Source organism: Aeromonas sp. 600276 (assembly GCF_049175815.1).
GTDB classification, from domain to species: domain Bacteria; phylum Pseudomonadota; class Gammaproteobacteria; order Enterobacterales; family Aeromonadaceae; genus Aeromonas; species Aeromonas dhakensis.
In genome coordinates, this window is the sequence record NZ_JAAKVU010000020.1 from 32,645 (window position 1) to 49,655 (window position 17,011).

Annotated in this window: 13 protein-coding genes; 9 read left to right on the top strand and 4 right to left on the bottom strand. The window is 60.6% G+C overall.

Going from position 1 to position 17,011, the window contains the following annotated elements:
- Positions 1–126: 126 nt before the first annotated feature.
- Positions 127–2,607, top strand: a complete 2,481-nt coding sequence (gene ygjK, locus G5134_RS17810; RefSeq protein ID WP_421232103.1) for an alpha-glucosidase — start codon at positions 127–129, stop codon at positions 2,605–2,607.
- A gap of 78 nt (positions 2,608–2,685) precedes the next feature.
- Here ygjK and tyrS read toward each other — a convergent pair whose 3' ends face one another.
- On the bottom strand, positions 2,686–3,885 hold the full coding sequence (gene tyrS, locus G5134_RS17815) for a tyrosine--tRNA ligase (protein ID WP_065016864.1): 1,200 nt from the start codon (positions 3,883–3,885) through the stop codon (positions 2,686–2,688).
- Between the two features lie 114 nt (positions 3,886–3,999).
- Between tyrS and G5134_RS17820 the strand changes: the two genes are divergently transcribed.
- The 3 genes from G5134_RS17820 to G5134_RS17830 all read left to right on the top strand — a co-directional run bounded on the left by G5134_RS17820 (position 4,000) and on the right by G5134_RS17830 (position 8,914).
- Positions 4,000–5,310 (top strand): peptidoglycan DD-metalloendopeptidase family protein, encoded by a 1,311-nt coding sequence (locus G5134_RS17820; RefSeq protein WP_065016863.1) that lies wholly within the window; start codon positions 4,000–4,002, stop codon positions 5,308–5,310.
- Between the two features lie 140 nt (positions 5,311–5,450).
- Complete coding sequence (locus G5134_RS17825; protein WP_065016862.1) at positions 5,451–6,554, top strand: anhydro-N-acetylmuramic acid kinase; 1,104 nt, start codon at positions 5,451–5,453, stop codon at positions 6,552–6,554.
- Positions 6,555–7,648: 1,094 nt separating this feature from the next.
- The gene (locus tag G5134_RS17830) at positions 7,649–8,914 is read left to right on the top strand and encodes a RidA family protein (RefSeq protein WP_065016861.1); all 1,266 of its coding nucleotides are present in this window, start codon (positions 7,649–7,651) and stop codon (positions 8,912–8,914) included.
- A 141-nt stretch (positions 8,915–9,055) separates the two neighbouring features.
- Here the strand turns inward: G5134_RS17830 and G5134_RS17835 are convergent, their stop codons facing one another.
- The 3 genes from G5134_RS17835 to tkt all read right to left on the bottom strand — a co-directional run bounded on the left by G5134_RS17835 (position 9,056) and on the right by tkt (position 12,195).
- A complete protein-coding gene (locus G5134_RS17835; RefSeq protein ID WP_156559711.1) occupies positions 9,056–9,511 on the bottom strand; it encodes a hypothetical protein in 456 nt (151 codons plus the stop codon).
- Positions 9,508–9,930: a hypothetical protein gene (locus tag G5134_RS17840; protein WP_421232104.1), complete on the bottom strand. Its 423-nt coding sequence runs from the start codon at positions 9,928–9,930 to the stop codon at positions 9,508–9,510. Before G5134_RS17840 ends, G5134_RS17835 begins: the two co-directional genes overlap by 4 nt.
- Before the next feature lie 273 nt (positions 9,931–10,203).
- Positions 10,204–12,195, bottom strand: coding sequence for a transketolase (gene tkt, locus G5134_RS17845; protein WP_065016860.1), 1,992 nt, complete (start codon positions 12,193–12,195; stop codon positions 10,204–10,206).
- Positions 12,196–12,537: 342 nt separating this feature from the next.
- Here tkt and metK point away from each other — a divergent pair, with 342 nt between their 5' ends.
- From metK to gshB, 5 genes are all read left to right on the top strand, one after another.
- Positions 12,538–13,689, top strand: a complete 1,152-nt coding sequence (gene metK, locus G5134_RS17850) for a methionine adenosyltransferase (protein WP_005303314.1) — start codon at positions 12,538–12,540, stop codon at positions 13,687–13,689.
- Positions 13,690–13,758: 69 nt separating this feature from the next.
- Complete coding sequence (locus G5134_RS17855; RefSeq protein ID WP_290034795.1) at positions 13,759–14,292, top strand: SprT family zinc-dependent metalloprotease; 534 nt, start codon at positions 13,759–13,761, stop codon at positions 14,290–14,292.
- A gap of 73 nt (positions 14,293–14,365) precedes the next feature.
- Positions 14,366–15,067: an endonuclease gene (locus tag G5134_RS17860; protein WP_005303317.1), complete on the top strand. Its 702-nt coding sequence runs from the start codon at positions 14,366–14,368 to the stop codon at positions 15,065–15,067.
- A gap of 130 nt (positions 15,068–15,197) precedes the next feature.
- Positions 15,198–15,929, top strand: a complete 732-nt coding sequence (gene rsmE / locus G5134_RS17865) for a 16S rRNA (uracil(1498)-N(3))-methyltransferase (protein WP_017781922.1) — start codon at positions 15,198–15,200, stop codon at positions 15,927–15,929.
- A 46-nt stretch (positions 15,930–15,975) separates the two neighbouring features.
- The gene (gene gshB / locus G5134_RS17870) at positions 15,976–16,929 is read left to right on the top strand and encodes a glutathione synthase (RefSeq protein ID WP_005303321.1); all 954 of its coding nucleotides are present in this window, start codon (positions 15,976–15,978) and stop codon (positions 16,927–16,929) included.
- The last annotated feature ends 82 nt before the right edge of the window (positions 16,930–17,011 follow it).

Sequence of the window (17,011 nt, forward strand, 5' to 3'; positions counted from 1 at the left end):
GCACTGTGACACAGCGCCAATAATCCCCTCAAAATCGCCCTATAATGGCTCTAGCAAACGATTTCACTAAAACAAGCACTAAAAAACACCTTCCTTAACCTACAAAAACTGTCATTGGAGCGAGAGATGTTTCGTAAAAGTTTACTATCCGTTACCCTGAGCATCGCCCTGTTCGGCCTCACAGCCTGCAACGGCAATGACTCCAGCAGCCCGGCCGCCCCCAGCGCCACCCTGGCGAACCAGTATCAGAACGTGATCGACCGCAGCGGCACCCCGCTCCAGTTCCGTGACTTTGACAGCTACTCCAACCTCAAATACAACCCGCTGCTCGATCTCGGCGCCTGGCACGGCTTCCTGCTGCCCGCCAGCGACAGCGAATGGGGTGGTTTTACCGGCCCCATGGTCATCGCCGAGGAGTACAGCCTGTTCTTCGCAAGCGAATTGGACAAGCTGACCCTGAGCGACGAGAACGGCCGCGCCTTCCCGCTCACCAGCGCCAGCAAGCAGGCGCTGTACGCCATCCCGGGGGCGCTGGTGCAACGCTTCGAATTTGAACCCTTCACTCTGGAGCTGGAGCTGCGCTACGGCGATGCCCGCACTGCGCTGGTTCGCACCCGCCTCATCAACCACACTGACGCCCCCCTCACCCTCAAGCTCAACTGGCAGGGGGAGCTGCTCAACCAGTGGGATGCCAACAAGACGGTCGCCGAGCAGTACCCCGCCTGGACCCGCTCCATCAGCCAGACCGAGCGCGGCGTGGCATTCCAGTTCGGCAAACTGCGCAGCACCTGGAACATCATGCAAAGCGGCAGCGCCAGCTACCGCATCGATCGCACCCTGCCCAGCCGCACCACCCTCGATGAGCAGGGGCTCGGCTACGTGAGCGAGGCCAGCCTCACCCTGGCCGCCAAGGGCCAGCAGGACATCTACACCCTGCAGAGCTATGTGCACTCCAGCGATGAGGCGGGTCGCTTCGAGCAGAGCCGCCAGGCGCTGCTGGCCGACCCCGCCAGCCATTTCGACGACTCCATCCGCCGCTGGGAGGATTACCTGGCGCGCGGCCTCTCCAATCAGGGGATCCCGGAATCGGAGCGACGCATCGCGGTCAAGGCGATGGAGACCCTCAACGGCAACTGGCGTTCCCCAGCCGGCGCCATCCTGCACGACGGGGTGACCCCCTCCAACACCGCCCGCTGGTTCGACGGGGTTTGGGCCTGGGACAGCTGGAAGCACGCCTACGCCATGGCCCATTTCAACCCGGAAGTAGCCAAGAACAACGTGCGCGCCATGTATGACTACCAGATTCAGGCCGATGACCCGGTCCGGCCGCAGGATGCCGGCATGGTGATCGACGCCGTCTTCTACAACAAGCTCGCCGATCGCGGTGGCGACGGCGGCAACTGGAACGAGCGCGACACCAAGCCGCCCCTCTCCGCCTGGGCCATCTGGGAGATCTACAGCGCCACCCAGGACAAAGCCTTCATCGCCGAGATGTATCCGAAGATCCAGGCCTATCACGACTGGTGGTATCGGGCGCGGGACAACAACCGCAACGGCATCATCGAATATGGCGCCACCCGCCACGTCGAGCACAACGACGAGTTCGGCAACATCACCTTCAAGGTGCAGTACCCGACGGGGGTACCGGCCGGGCTGGATCTGTCGAGCTGCACCGATGAGGGAGATGGCTGGTATGGCTGCGCCGGCATGGCGCTCTATCAGCAGGTATTGAGCGTTGGCGGCTACGCCGACATGGATATCGGCGCCCAGCACGGCGCCGGCTGGGAGTCCGGCATGGACAACGCCGCCCGCTTCGGCTTTATCGAGCCGGATCAGCTCAAGCGCTATGCCGACAAGACCTATGGCGGCGACATGGCCAAGGCGCGCCAGGACTGGAACGTCTTCTTCTTCGAAAACCATCAGGACGATGGCAGCCTCATCGGCTTCTCCATCGATCAGGAGTCGGTGGAGCTCAACGCCTTCCTCGCCAAGGAGAAGCGCATCCTGGCCGACATGGCCGAGCTGCTCGGCAAGCCGGACGAGGCGAGCCGCTATCGCGAAGGGGCGACCCAGCTGGCCGGCTATATCAACAGCTGCCTGTTCGATGAGGCCTCCGGCTTCTATTACGACCGCCAGATAGCCCAGGGGGATCTGCCGGACGCCAACGGCTGCGTCGGCAAGCTGTTGACCGCCCGCGGCCGCGGCCCGGAAGGGTGGAGTCCGCTCTGGGCCGAGGTGGCGGACCAGGAGAAGGCGGCGCGGGTGCGCGAGGTGATGCTCAATGCCCAGGAGTTCAACACCAGGGTGCCGCTCGGCACGGCGGCGCTGACCAACCCGGCCTATGACCCCGACATCTACTGGCGCGGCCGGGTCTGGCTGGATCAGTTCTACTTCGGGGTGAAGGGGCTGGAGAACTACGGCTATCGCAGCGATGCCCAACAGCTCGTCAACAAGCTGTTTGCCAACGCCGAGGGGCTGGCGGGCAGCGGCCCCATCCGCGAGAACTACAACCCGGAGACCGGCGCCATGCAGGGGGCCAGCAACTTCAGCTGGAGCTCGGCCCACCTCTACATGCTCTACCGCAACTTCCTGAAAACAGAGGGCTGATCCCTCTTTGCAGGCATGAGCCAACAAAAAGGCCTCCGCAAGGGAGGCCTTTTTTATGGCGGCGCCAAAGGTGGCGACTTACTTGACGGTCACCCGGGCAAACTTGCGCTTGCCGACCTGGTAGACGGCGGTGCCGGCACCGATGAGTGCCTTGCCATCTTCCAGCTTCTCGCCGTCAACCTTCACCGCGCCCTGCTTGATCATCCGCAGCGCTTCGGAGGTGGTGGCCACCAGATCGGCGTCTTTGAGCAGGTTGGCAATGGCCAGCCCTTCGCCTTCCAGTGCCAGCTCGACTTCCGGCATTTCGTCCGGAATGGCGTTCTTGGAGAAGCGCTGGGTGAAGTCTTCGTGGGCCGCTTCAGCCGCCGCTTCGTCGTGATAACGGGCGATGATCTCTTTGGCCAGCCAGATCTTCACGTCACGCGGGTTGAGGGTACCGGCGGCGATGCCCGCCTTGAACTCTTCAATTTCAGCCAACGGACGGAAGGAGAGCAGCTCGTAGTAGTTCCACATCAGATCGTCGGTGATGGACATGATCTTGCCGAACATCTCGCCCGGAGCGTCGTGCACGCCGATGTAGTTGGCAGCGGACTTGGACATCTTCTTGACGCCATCCAGGCCTACCAGCAGCGGCATCATCAGCACGCACTGGGTCGCCATGCCGGCATCTTTTTGCAGCTCGCGGCCCATCAGCAGGTTGAACTTCTGATCGGTACCGCCGAGCTCGACGTCCGCCTTCAGCGCGACCGAGTCATAGCCTTGCAGCAGCGGATAGAGGAATTCGTGAATGGCGATGGACTGGCCGTTGCTGTAGCGCTTCTTGAAATCGTCGCGCTCCATCATGCGAGCCACGGTCTGCTTGGCCGCCAGCTTGATCATGCCGGTCGCGCCCAGCTCGCTCAGCCAGCTGGAGTTGTACTCGATGCGAGTCTTGGCCGGGTCGAGGATCTTGAACGCCTGCTCGGCATAGGTGAGGGCGTTGTGCTTGATGGCCTCTTCGGAGAGCGGCGGACGGGTGGCGTTCTTGCCGGAGGGGTCACCCACCATGGCGGTGAAGTCACCGATCAGCAGGATCACTTCATGGCCCAGATCCTGGAAGGTCTTCAGCTTGTTGAGGATCACGGTATGACCCAGATGAATGTCGGGAGCCGTCGGGTCCATCCCCAACTTGATGCGCAGCGGGCGCCCTTCCTTCAACTTGGCGACCAGTTCTTCTTCCACCAGAATTTCTTCCGCTCCGCGCTTGATCTCGGCTAGCGCCACCTCGAGCTGGGACATTTTTTGACTCTCCAATCACGATTCCACAGGGCCAGACATATTACTGGAATGGCGGGCCAATTGGAAAGGCGGTAAACTCCGACATTCTTCCCGGCTCAACTTCGTCTGCTTCTCATGGTCATTTGGCACGCCTTCAACTCTCTCCCCCACTGGCACCGCAAGATGGTGCTGATCCTGAGCATCATGGTGATGATGCTGGCGGCCTGGCCCAGCGAACAGGCGGTCGCCACCCGGGTCGATGACAACGGCAACGAGCTGGCCATCGAGCAGCAGGTCGACGAGGAGGCGCTGCTGGCCGAAGCCAAGCCCGTCGCCCCGCCCAAACCGAGCTACATCACCAAGCTGGTGAAGGTGCGCAGCGGCGACAACATGGGGGTCATCTTCCAGCGCCTTGGCCTGAGCACCACGGATCTGCACCTCATCGATCAGCTGAACGGCACCGACACCCTGCGCCTGCTCAAGCCAGGCCAGGAGCTCACCTTCAGGCTCACCAAGGGTGGCGAGCTGCACAGCCTCTACTACCCCCACAGCCTGGAGCAGGCGCTCAAGGTGATCCGCAAGGATGAAGGGTTTGTCGCCAGGGCGGTCAAGCTCGAGCTCGACACCCGCGAACAGGTGGCCAAGGGCGAGATCCGCTCCAGCTTCTGGGGCGCCGCCGTCGATGCCGGCATGACCGAAGATCAGATCATGGACTTGGCCGCCATCTTCGGCTGGGACATCGACTTTGCCCAGGACCTGCAACCGGGGGACAGCTTCCGGGTGGTCTACGAGGAGAAATTCCAGGATGACGAGCGGGTCGCCTCCGGCGACATCCTGGCCGCCGAGTTCGTCAACCAGGGCGCCATCTACCGCGCCGTGCTGAACGAGGATGGCAACTACTACACCCCGGATGGCAAGGCGATGCGCAAGAGCTTCCTGCGTGCGCCGGTCAACTTCAAATACATCAGCTCCAACTTCAATCCGCGCCGTCTGCACCCGGTCACCGGCAAGGTACGCCCCCACAACGGCATCGACTACGTGGCGCCGGTGGGCACCCCCATCATGGCGGCCGGTGGCGGCAGCGTGGTGGCCGCCGGCTACAACCAGTTCAACGGCAACTACGTCTTCATCAAGCACGCCGGCAACTACGTGACCAAGTACCTGCACCTCTCCAAGCGCACCGTCAACAAGGGGCAGCGGGTGAAGCAGGGCCAGACCATCGGCCTGCTCGGCGGCACCGGCCGGGTCACCGGGCCGCACCTGCACTATGAATTCGTGGTGGGCGGCGTGCACAAGAACCCGCGCACCCTCAACCTGCCGCAGGCGGAGTCTCTCAGCGGGCGGGCGCTGGCCAGCTTCAAGGCACAGGCCATGCCCCAGCTGGCCAAGCTGGACAGCCCCGAACTGCAGCTGGCCCAGAACAAGCGGGCCAACGGCGGCAACTGAGCCACCATGCCAGAGAGCCACAAGGAGCAGTCATGAGCGAGCGTTATATCGGCTTGATTTCCGGTACCAGAATACGGCATGGGATTGAGGCCGCTCCCTCTCTCACGTACTTTTTCCCGACCTGCAAGTAAGGAAGCCCCATGACTGAACGCTATATAGGCTTGATGTCCGGTACCAGCATGGACGGCATCGACGCCGTGCTGGTCGTGATCGAGGGGGATCAACTGCGGGTCGAAGCGGCCCTCAGCCACCCCTGGCCCACCGCTCACGAGCTGCACCAACTCTGCACCCCGGGGGGCAACGAGATCGATCGCATGGGGGTGGCCGACAACCTGGTCGCCCGCGAATTTGCCGCCGCCACCCACGCCCTGCTGGCCAAGGCGGGGCTGACTCCCAGGGATATTCGTGCCATCGGCAGCCACGGCCAGACCATCCGCCACCGTCCCCAGCTCGGCTTTACCCTGCAGATCGGCAACGCGGCCCTGCTGGCGGCGCTGACCGGTATCGACGTGGTGGCCGATTTTCGCACCATGGACATGGCCCTCGGCGGCCAGGGGGCGCCACTGGTGCCCGCCTTCCATCAGGCCTTCTTTGCCCGCCCCGGCGCCCTGCGGGTGGTGCTCAACCTCGGCGGCATCGCCAATATCTCTGTGCTGCCGGGCCAGGCCGACGGCGTCTATGGCTTTGATACCGGCCCGGCCAACACCCTGCTCGACGGCTGGTATCGCCGCCATCACCCCCAGGGGGTCGGCTACGATGCCGGCGGCCAGTGGGCGGCCAGCGGCCAGCTTATCCCTGCACTGCTGGAGCGGCTGCTGGCCCACCCCTACTTCGCCGCCCCCCACCCCAAGAGCACAGGGCGGGAGATGTTTACCCTCGACTGGCTCGATGGCGAGCTGGCCGGCCACCCCCATGCCCCGGCGGATGTACAGCGCACCCTGCAGGCGCTTACTTGCCACAGCGTCGCCCGTCAGTTGCCCGCACTGGCTGATGCACAGAGCCAACCCGAGCTGTATGTCTGTGGCGGCGGCGCTCATAACGCCCCGCTGCTGGCGGAGCTGGCCAGCCTGCTGCCCGGCTGGCGCATCGCCAACACGGCCGAGCTGGGGATTGCCCCCGACTGGATGGAGGGCGCGGCGTTTGCCTGGCTGGCACAGCGCTTTATCCACCGCCAACCCGGCAACCTGCCCGCCGTCACCGGCGCCAGCCGCCCCGCCGTGCTAGGTGCCCTCTATCCCGCCTGAGCCAGGACTAGTCCAAGGCTCTGCCTGAACAAGGAGGGCAACCTGCCCTCCCATACGCCGGTGCCAGCCGCCTTGCGATACTGGGTGCCCTCTACCCCGCCTGAGCCATACCTGGTCCAAGGCGCCGCCTGAACAAGGGGCCTGCAATCCAGGCGGCCAACCTTTCAAACACCAGACCCTGTCGCGCCGCCCATGGGGCGATGCCGGGTTTTTCCGCCAGAACAGGGCAAAGCGGCAGCGCTATCTTGTCCGGGCTCCAGGCACAAGGTTTACACCCGCTGAAGCAGCCTGCCCCCCCCCCCCCCTGTTGCATCCTTCGCCCGATATCGGCTGGGCTGGAACATCCGTCCTGATATTTGCCCCTGATGGCGCTTGTCCCACGCTGCAATTTCATTGCATAAACCTGACGGGTGCCATCTGGAAAATAACGGCAGCCAATATCTGGCAAATAATGGCTGCCCGCGGCGAGCTTTGCCTGCAAATAAGCCGACAGCCATGCAAAATCACTGAATGATATGTCAGGTGCCGACGAATGGGCACAATAACCGCCCCCGACTAGCATATTTTCCATGCATATGAAAGCCCCTTTCAACGCAATGAAATGCATAGCCATGCATAGTTTTTTGCATTAACAGCGAAATAGTGCCAATAATTAACGCTTTATTCACAGGACCGATCGCTGAGCATGATGACGGGAAGCCACGCCATTCGGCCTTCACCATCATAACGCACTATATGAAGCCATTTATCCCGTCATTTATCGTGCATTGAATGCCATTCTGGCTATATTTCAGAGCGTTGAGCCACCTCATAGAAATGCGATCCCGGTTTGCATCCCCTGAATACCCTTCATAGAATCCTCTCGTCTGAGATAACCAACCCAATCCATACCTCTGTTATCCGATCGCCTGCACAGGCGACCTTGACTCAATATGCGAGGCGATGTTTGCCACCCGTCATTATTTGGCGGGAATGGCCGGCTATTGCCGAAATAAAGAGGAGAGCCTGCTCGCTGGCGAGCCGAGGCGGCCATCAGAAGATGAGGGAGGGTGACCCGTACCTACACCAATAATGATTGAAAAAGGAGTATCGCCATGAGTGGTACCATCATCAAGTCAGCCAGAAATACCGCCAATGCACCGCAGGATCTGAACCCCAGCACCCAGAGCGTGGCGTTCTCCCACTACAACAATATCTCCGCCCAGCTGCCGGTCGACCCGAAAACGGGCGCGCTGGTCGCAGTGGATATCAAGGCGCAGGCCAGACAGTGCCTCACCAATATCAAGGCCATCGTCGAGAGCATCGATCATGTGATGGATGACGTGGTCAAGATCACGATATTTCTCAAAGAGATTGCCGATCTCGACGCGGTCAACGCCGTCTATGGCGAATTCTTCCCGCGTCTGCTGCCGACCCGCACAGTGCTGGCGGTGGCCGGTCTGCCGCTCGGCGCCGCCGTGCAGATGGACGCACTCATCTCCAACGGTGAAGGCACCTTCCCGCAGGCCCCCTGCCCGTTGCTGAAGCTCTCCCGCAACAGCGACAAGGCGCCGCAGGATCCGCTCTCGACCCATACCGTCGCCTTCTCCCACTACAACAATATCGGTGCCCAGCTGCCGGTCGATGCCGCGTCGGGCCAGCTGGTCGCCGGCGGTATCCAGCAGCAGGCGGAGCAATGCCTGCGCAACATCAAGCACGTGCTGGAGAGCATCGATGTGCCGTTTGACGATATCGTCAAGGTCACCGTCTATCTGACCAGCCTGGCCGATCTGGACGCCGTCAACGAGGTCTACACCACCTTCTTCCCGGACTCCGCCATTGCCCGTGCCGTCGCCTATCTGCCGGCCCGCTCTGTGGTCAGTGCCGCCGCCCTGCCGCTGGGCGCCCGGGTGCAGATGGATGCGGTCATCTCCCACGGGGACGGCACCCCGCCACAGCTGGTGGAAGACAGACATAATCTGGTGATCCGCGCCCGCAACACCGACAAGGCACCGCGCAGCCCGCTGCACACCCAGACTGTCGCCTTCTCTCACTACAACCATATCGCCGGCCAGTTGCCGCTCGATCTGGCCACCGGCAAGATCCTGACCGGTTGCATCAAAGAGCAGACCGCCCAGTGCCTCGGCCATATCAAGACCATCGTCGAGAGCATCGGCCACGTGATGGACGATATCGTCAAGGTCAATATCCAGCTGAAGAACATCGCGGATCTGGCGGAGGTGGATGCCATCTACACCAAATACTTCCCGGCCTATCTGCCCGCCCGCACCGTGATTGGCGTGAGCGAGCTGCCCGCCGGCGCCCTGGTGCAGATTGATGCGGTGATGTCCAACGCGGAAAGCACCCCGCCGCAGGCATAAGACATGCCTTGAATAATAAAAAGAGACCGGCTGATGGCCGGTCTCTTTTTTGGTAACACGAGGGAATATTCTTTTTATGGCATCGGCACAGATGCCCGAACGTCCAATTACGCTTCGCTAATCGAACCTACAGGCTAATTATCAACTATCCCCAAAGGCTAGTAGTGAACCACCACCACTAAAAACATTACTCGATAGATTTATCCCACCAGCGGTAAGCGAAGATTTTTTTCCATAGATATTGAACCCTATCGGACGGAGATCTAACTGGTCAATCACTGCTGTGTTGTCATCAATTTGTTTAATATTAACTACATGTACACCACCAATAGAAATAGATAGACCATCCTTGTTACTGACAATTCCAACCGCTGAATTTGATGCAACTGATGCCGTAACAAGTGGAATATACTGTTTACCACTTTTGTCAGTAGGAGCTTGCAACCATACTTTAGGACCTTCATTGCTACTTCCGACTAATAGTGGTAACACCTCACCAATAACAACTAGATGTCCGCCACCCAGAAGGGTATTGCTACATACCGTTAGTTTTTGATACGGTTTATAGGTTTTAGGCAACTTAGTACGAGTAATCATTCCTGCTCTCCCACAATATGTGAGGATGGTTTCGCATCATCAAAATGTTTCGCTATTTTACTCATAAGTTTCTTCTTATCATTAGGACAGAAAAAACCGATCGCATATAAGACAATAGATATAACAGTACCAATAATAATTGTATATATTTCATCAGATGTGAGAGCTGATGTTTCCCCATTAAATAGATGAGCTATTTTTGGGCCTAGACTCACTATATAACCAATCACACCGGAAAATATTATTGTTGCAATAGCAGCAGTAACCGGTGGGCTACCTTTCAAGCGTAGAAAATCTGCTTCGGTTAGCAAATATGGCTGTTGCATAGTTGTCACTGTTCGACCATTTAGAAGACCGGTGACAACAATTGGTTGTTGAATCTGCTTACCTTTGTACTCATCCACCATGGTTTTTCTCACAGAACAGTGACGCCTAATATTCACACTACATGCATATCGGATTACTACTTGGCACCCACAATATTTTATAAATTAATGACAAGCAAGTTAGATTCCACATAAAGTCGTCTTACATTGCTGATTCACTCTACAATAAAAAATTAATAGATATTAAAAACTCATCTATAACCTAGCAAGCCACCGACTATATCTCTACAAAAAACGCCCCCCATCTTGCGATGGAGGGCGTTTTATTTTCCGGCTATTGGGCCAGAGTGGCCCAATGGTCAGCTATTACAGGGACTCTGCGGTCGCAACCACGTTTTCCACGGTAAAGCCAAATTCCTTGAACAGCAGCTCGGCCGGCGCGGACTCACCGAAGGAGCGCATACCGATGATCTTGCCGCCAAAGCCCACGTACTTGTACCAGTAGTCGGCGATGCCGGCTTCGATGGCCACACGCTTGGTGACGGAGGACGGCAGAACAGACTCTTTGTACTCGGCAGATTGAGCATCGAACACGTCGGTAGACGGCAGAGAGACCACGCGCACGGCACGGCCCTTGGCAGTCAGCTGCTCATAGGCGGCAACGGCCAGTTCCACTTCGGAACCGGTGGCGATCAGGATCAGCTCCGGAGTACCGGCGCAATCCTTCAGCACGTAACCACCCTTGGCGGTGTCGGCCAGTTGCTGGGCAGTACGATCCATCTGGGCCAGGTTCTGACGAGAGAAGATCAGCGAGGTCGGGCCGTCGGTACGCTCGATGGCGTGTTTCCAGGCGATGGCAGATTCAACCTGGTCACACGGACGCCAGGTGCTCATGTTCGGAGTCAGACGCAGGGAGGCGATCTGCTCAACCGGCTGGTGAGTCGGGCCATCTTCACCCAGACCGATGGAGTCGTGGGTGTAAACGAAGATGGAACGCTGCTTCATCAGGGCGGCCATGCGCAGAGCGTTGCGGGCATACTCCATGAACATCAGGAAGGTGGCGCCGTAGGGGATGAAACCACCGTGCAGGGCGATACCGTTCATGATGGCGGACATGCCGAACTCGCGGACACCGTAGTGGATGTAGTTGCCGGAGGCATCGTCGTTGGTCAGAGACTTGGAACCGGACCACATGGTCAGGTTGGACGGAGCCAGGTCAGCGGAGCCACCCATGAATTCCGGCAGCAGCTTGCCGAACGCTTCCAGTGCGTTCTGGGACGCTTTACGGGTTGCGATCTTGGCCGGGTTGGCTTGCAGGGTTTCGATGATCTTGGCGGATTCAGCTGCCCAGTTGGCCGGCAGTTCGCCTGCGGTGCGGCGCTTGAATTCGGCAGCCAGAGTCGGGTGAGCGGCTTCATAGGCAGCGAACTTGGCAGCCCAGTCGGCTTCCAGTTTGGCGCCCTTCTCCTGACCGTTCCACTCGGCAGCGATATCAGCCGGGATAACGAACGGGGCGTGGTCCCACTTCAGGAACGCGCGAGCAGCGGCGATCTCGTCGTTGCCCAGCGGTGAGCCGTGGCAGTCGTGAGAACCGGATTTGTTCGGAGAACCGTAACCGATGATGGTGCGGCAGCAGATCAGGGTCGGCTTGCCGGTCTCGGCCTTGGCGGCTTCGATGGCAGCGTTGATCGCTTCCGGGTTGTGGCCGTCAACAGCCGGGATAACGTGCCAGCCGTAGGCTTCGAAGCGCTTGACGGTGTCGTCGGTGAACCAGCCTTCTACGTGACCGTCGATGGAGATGCCGTTGTCATCCCAGAACGCGATCAGTTTGCCCAGTTGCAGGGTACCGGCCAGAGAGCAAGCCTCGTGGGAGATACCTTCCATCAGGCAGCCGTCGCCCATAAAGGCGTAGGTGTAGTGGTCAACGATGTCGTGACCCGGCTGGTTGAACTGCTCGGCCATGGCCTTCTCGGCGATCGCCATGCCCACGGCGTTGGTGATGCCCTGACCCAGCGGACCAGTGGTGGTCTCGACGCCCGGCGCGTAACCGTACTCCGGGTGACCCGGGGTGCGAGAGTGCAGCTGGCGGAAGTTTTTCAGATCGTCGATGGAGAGGTCATAACCGGAGAGGTGCAGCAGGGAGTACAGCAGCATGGAGCCGTGGCCGTTGGAGAGGATGAAACGGTCGCGGTCGGCCCACTTGGGGTTGTTCGGGTTATGTCTGAGGTGGCTGCGCCACAACACTTCGGCGATATCCGCCATTCCCATGGGGGCGCCCGGGTGACCGGAGTTGGCTTTTTGAACGGCATCCATACTCAATGCGCGAATGGCATTGGCAAGCTCTTTACGAGAAGGCATCTGTATCTCCTGCGATTGCTTCATTTGATGGCCAAGATTAAGGCGCGTCATTGTCCCAGCAGGGGGCGCGGCGTGCAAATATTATCTGGGCGAATAAAGCCGCTTTGGGAGCTCAATCGCTTTTCTTGACGGGGCAAACGATTGAGTCATGACCACTATCTACCCCAAATGGGGTGAAGAACGGATCTTGTTCGGCCAGGGGGCGGCAAAACCAAAATAGTGCTGGCAATCGAGGGGGTCGCTAACTAAAATGGACGTCCAGATGTAGATACCTCTACAATCATCCTATCATCACCCGGTTATTGCTGCGGCGATAACCCCAGACAAGCTGAGAATCCCATCATGGCAAAGCTGTTTACTTCCGAGTCGGTCTCCGAAGGCCATCCCGACAAGATTGCGGATCAGATCTCCGATGCGGTCCTGGACGCCATCCTCAAGCAAGACACCAAGGCACGCGTTGCCTGCGAGACCCTGGTCAAGACCGGCATGGTCATGGTGGCCGGTGAAGTAACCACCACCGCCTGGGTAGACATCGAGCAGATCGTGCGCGACACCGTGCGCGAGATCGGCTACACCCACTCCGACATGGGCTTCGATGCCGACTCCTGCGCCGTGCTGAACGCCATCGGCAAGCAGTCCCCGGACATCAACCAGGGCGTTGACCGCAGCGATCCGCTGGAACAGGGCGCGGGCGACCAGGGCCTGATGTTCGGCTACGCCACCAACGAAACCGACGTACTGATGCCGGCCCCCATCACCTACTCTCACCTGCTGGTGAAGCGTCAGGCCGAAGTGCGCAAGAATGGCACCCTGCCGTGGCTGCGTCCGGATGCCAAGAGCCAGCTGACCTTTGCCTACGACGACGCCGGCAAGATCATCGGTGTGGATGCCGTGGTGCTCTCTACCCAGCACGCCGAATCCATCAGCCACAAAGACCTGGTTGAAGCAGTGCGCGAAGAGATCATCAAGCCGGTGCTGCCGGCCGAGTGGATCAACAAGGACACCAAGTACTTCATCAACCCGACCGGCCGTTTCGTTATCGGCGGCCCGATGGGTGACTGCGGTCTGACCGGTCGCAAGATCATCGTCGACACCTACGGCGGCATGGCTCGTCACGGTGGTGGCGCCTTCTCCGGCAAGGATCCGTCCAAGGTTGACCGCTCCGCTGCCTACGCCGCCCGCTACGTGGCCAAGAACATCGTCGCCGCCGGTCTGGCCGATCGCTGCGAAGTACAGGTCTCCTACGCCATCGGCGTGGCCGAGCCGACCTCCATCAGCGTCGAAACCTTCGGCACTGCCAAGGTGGCCGAGGATCTGCTGGTCAAGCTGGTGCGCGAGCACTTCGAACTGCGTCCGTACGGCCTGATCCAGATGCTGGATCTCAAGCGCCCGATCTACCAGGCCACCGCCGCCTACGGTCACTTCGGTCGCAACGAGTTCCCGTGGGAGCAGACCGACAAGGCCGAACTGCTGCGTTCCGCCGCCGGTCTGTAAGCGTCACGATTGTGGTATAAAGGGGAGCCTGGCTCCCCTTTTGCTTGTCCGCCATTTGCCGAGAACCCGATGTCCGCCACCGCTACCCGCCTCGATCCCGCCCTGCACGAGCAGCTGCTCACCCGCGTCGACGCCTGTTTTGTGCAGGCCGAAGCGCGCCTTGGCCGGCTCTTTCCCCGCCCACAAGTCCATTGCAACATGCGCGGTCGGGCGGCGGGATCGGCGCGGCTGCAAACCTGGGAGTTGCGCTTCAACCCGGCCCTCTATCAGGCCAACCAGCAGGCGTTTCTGGCCGAGGTGGTGCCCCACGAGGTGGCCCATCTGCTGGTTTATGCCCTGTGGGGAGAAGGACGTGGCAAATCGCGGGTGCTGCCCCACGGCCGCCAGTGGCAATCTGTGATGCGGGAGCTGTTCGGCCTTGAGCCCAGAACCACCCACAGCTTCGATCTGGCGGTACTGGCGCAGCCGACCATCCCCTATCGCTGCCTCTGCCAGCAGCATCAGCTGTCGGTGCGCCGCCACAACAAGGTGGTGCGCGGCGAGGCCCGTTACCACTGCCGTCGCTGCCGGCAGCCGCTGGAACGGGTCGTCACCTCGCAGTAAGCCAGCCGGTGTCGCGCCCTTGTGGTAGGGTGCCCGCCATCGTTCGTCAATCATCCCGTTTGCAAGGAATCCCATGCGTATCCTCTCTTCCCTCGCCCTGACCCTGCTGGCCGGTTTGCCGCTGCTCAGCGCGCCCCTGCATGCCCAGACCTTTCGCGAAGCCAAGCAGGATCTAGTCAAGCTCTACCAGAGCCAGCCCGCTGTCACCACCATCTACTGCGGTTGCAACATCGACTATCAGGGCAAGAAAATGAGCCCGGATCTGGCCAGCTGCGGCTATGAGCCGCGCAAGCAGCCCAAGCGCGCCGCCCGCATCGAGTGGGAACACGTGGTGCCGGCCTGGGAGTTCGGCCACCAGCTCAAGTGCTGGCAGCAGGGGGGCCGCAAGAACTGCGGCAAGAGCGACGAGTTCAACCAGATGGAGGGGGACATGCACAACCTCTTCCCCGCCGTTGGCGAGGTGAACGGTGATCGGGCCAACTTCCGCTTCTCCGACTGGAACGGCACCCCGGATCAGTACGGCCAGTGCCGGATGCTGGTGGATTTCAAGGAGCGCCGGGTGCAGCCACCCAAGGGGCCGGTACGGGGCCAGATTGCCCGTGCCTACCTCTACATGAGCCAGCAGTATGGGCTGCGTCTGGCGGCGCAACAGCGTAAACTGTTCGAAGCCTGGGACAGGCAGTACCCGGCCGACGGCTGGGAGTGCGAGCGCAATCGCCGCATCGGCAAGCTGCAGGGCAATACCAACCCCTTTATTGAAAAGCAGTGCCAGTAACCCCATTTGACCTGGGAGGGGGATCGCCCCCTCTTATCATGAAACCCTTCACCCTCTGCTGCGTGAGCCTTGCTCACCGCCGTGCAGTAGGATATTGAAGGGTTTCCAAGCAAGAGACTGACTATCAGCCATGCGCATTCCACGTATCTATGAACCGGCCGCCCTGCAGGTGGGCCAGACCCTCGCCCTGTCGGAAGACGGCGCCAACCACATCGGCCGGGTGCTGCGCATGCAGCCGGGTCAGCAGCTCGAGCTGTTCAACGGCGACGGCAATCAATACCCCGCCACCATCGCCAATGTGGGCAAGAAGTCGGTGGAGGTGACCATCGACAGCTGCGAGCAGCGCTCGGTGGAGTCACCGCTGGCCATCCACCTGGGTCAGGTGATCAGCCGCGGCGACAAGATGGACTTCACCATTCAGAAATCGGTGGAGCTGGGCGTCACCTGCATCACCCCGCTCTTCTCCGAGCGCTGCGGCGTCAAGCTGCCGGCCGATCGGCTGGAGAAAAAACGCGAACAGTGGCAGAAGGTGGTGATCAGCGCCTGCGAGCAGTGTGGCCGCAATACCGTGCCCGAGGTGCGCATGCCGATGGAGCTGGACGCCTGGCTGGCGGAAGAGACCCAGGAGCTCAAGCTCAACCTGCACCCGCGCGCCCCTTACAGCATCAACACCCTGCCGGTTCCCGAGCACGGCGTGCGGCTGCTGATCGGCCCGGAAGGGGGCTTGTCGAGCGATGAGATCGCCCGTACCGTGCAGGAAGATTTCAAAGAGATGCTGCTGGGGCCGCGGGTGCTGCGCACCGAAACCGCCGCCCTGACCGCGATTACTGCGCTGCAGTGTCGCTTCGGCGATCTGGCCTAACTCCCGGAGCCTGCCAAGGCGGGCTCCTCTACAGAAGGAACAGCGGATGACCATTAAACTCGGCATCGTGATGGACCCCATCTCGGCCATCAACATCAAGAAGGACTCCAGTTTCGCCATGCTCGAAGAGGCGCAAAAGCGCGGCTACGAGCTGTTCTATCTGGAGATGAAGGATCTCTATATGGAGGCCGGTCGCGCCTTCGGCACCATGCGTCCGCTCACCGTCAAATATGACTATGCCGACTGGTATAGCCTCGGCGAGGTGGTGGATCAGCCGCTCTCCAGCCTGGACGTGATCCTGATGCGCAAGGATCCCCCCTTCGACACCGAGTTCATCTACGCCACCTACATGCTGGAGCGGGCCGAGGACGAGGGCTGCCTCATCGTCAACAAGCCCCAGAGCCTGCGCGACGCCAACGAGAAGCTCTACACCGCCTGGTTTGCCGAGCACACCCCGACCACGCTGGTGACCCGCCGCGCCGACAAGCTGCGCGCCTTCCACGCCCAGCACAAGGACGTGATCCTCAAGCCCCTGGACGGCATGGGCGGCGCCTCCATCTTCCGCATGAAGGAAGATGACGCCAACGTCGGCGTCATCATCGAGACCCTCACCGCTCACGGCAGCCAGTACTGCATGGCGCAGACCTATCTGCCCGCCATCAAGGATGGCGACAAGCGGGTGCTGGTGGTGGACGGCGAGCCGGTGCCCTACTGCCTGGCCCGCATCCCAGCACAAGGGGAGACCCGTGGCAACCTGGCGGCCGGCGGCCGTGGCGAGGCGCGCCCCCTGAGCGAGGCGGACTGGGCCATCGCCCGCGCGGTGGGCCCGACGCTGAAAGAGAAGGGGCTCATCTTCGTCGGCCTCGACATCATCGGCGATCGGCTGACCGAGATTAACGTCACCAGCCCCACCTGCATCCGCGAGATTGAAGCGGCCTTCGACGTGCACATCACCGGCATGCTGATGGATGCCATCGAGCGCCGGCTGGCCAAGGCTTAAGCCGTCCCAGCCCAGCAGTGACGACAGATGATAAACAACAGAGGCGGCCCCGGGGTCGCCTCTTTTCTATCCATCCATCAAT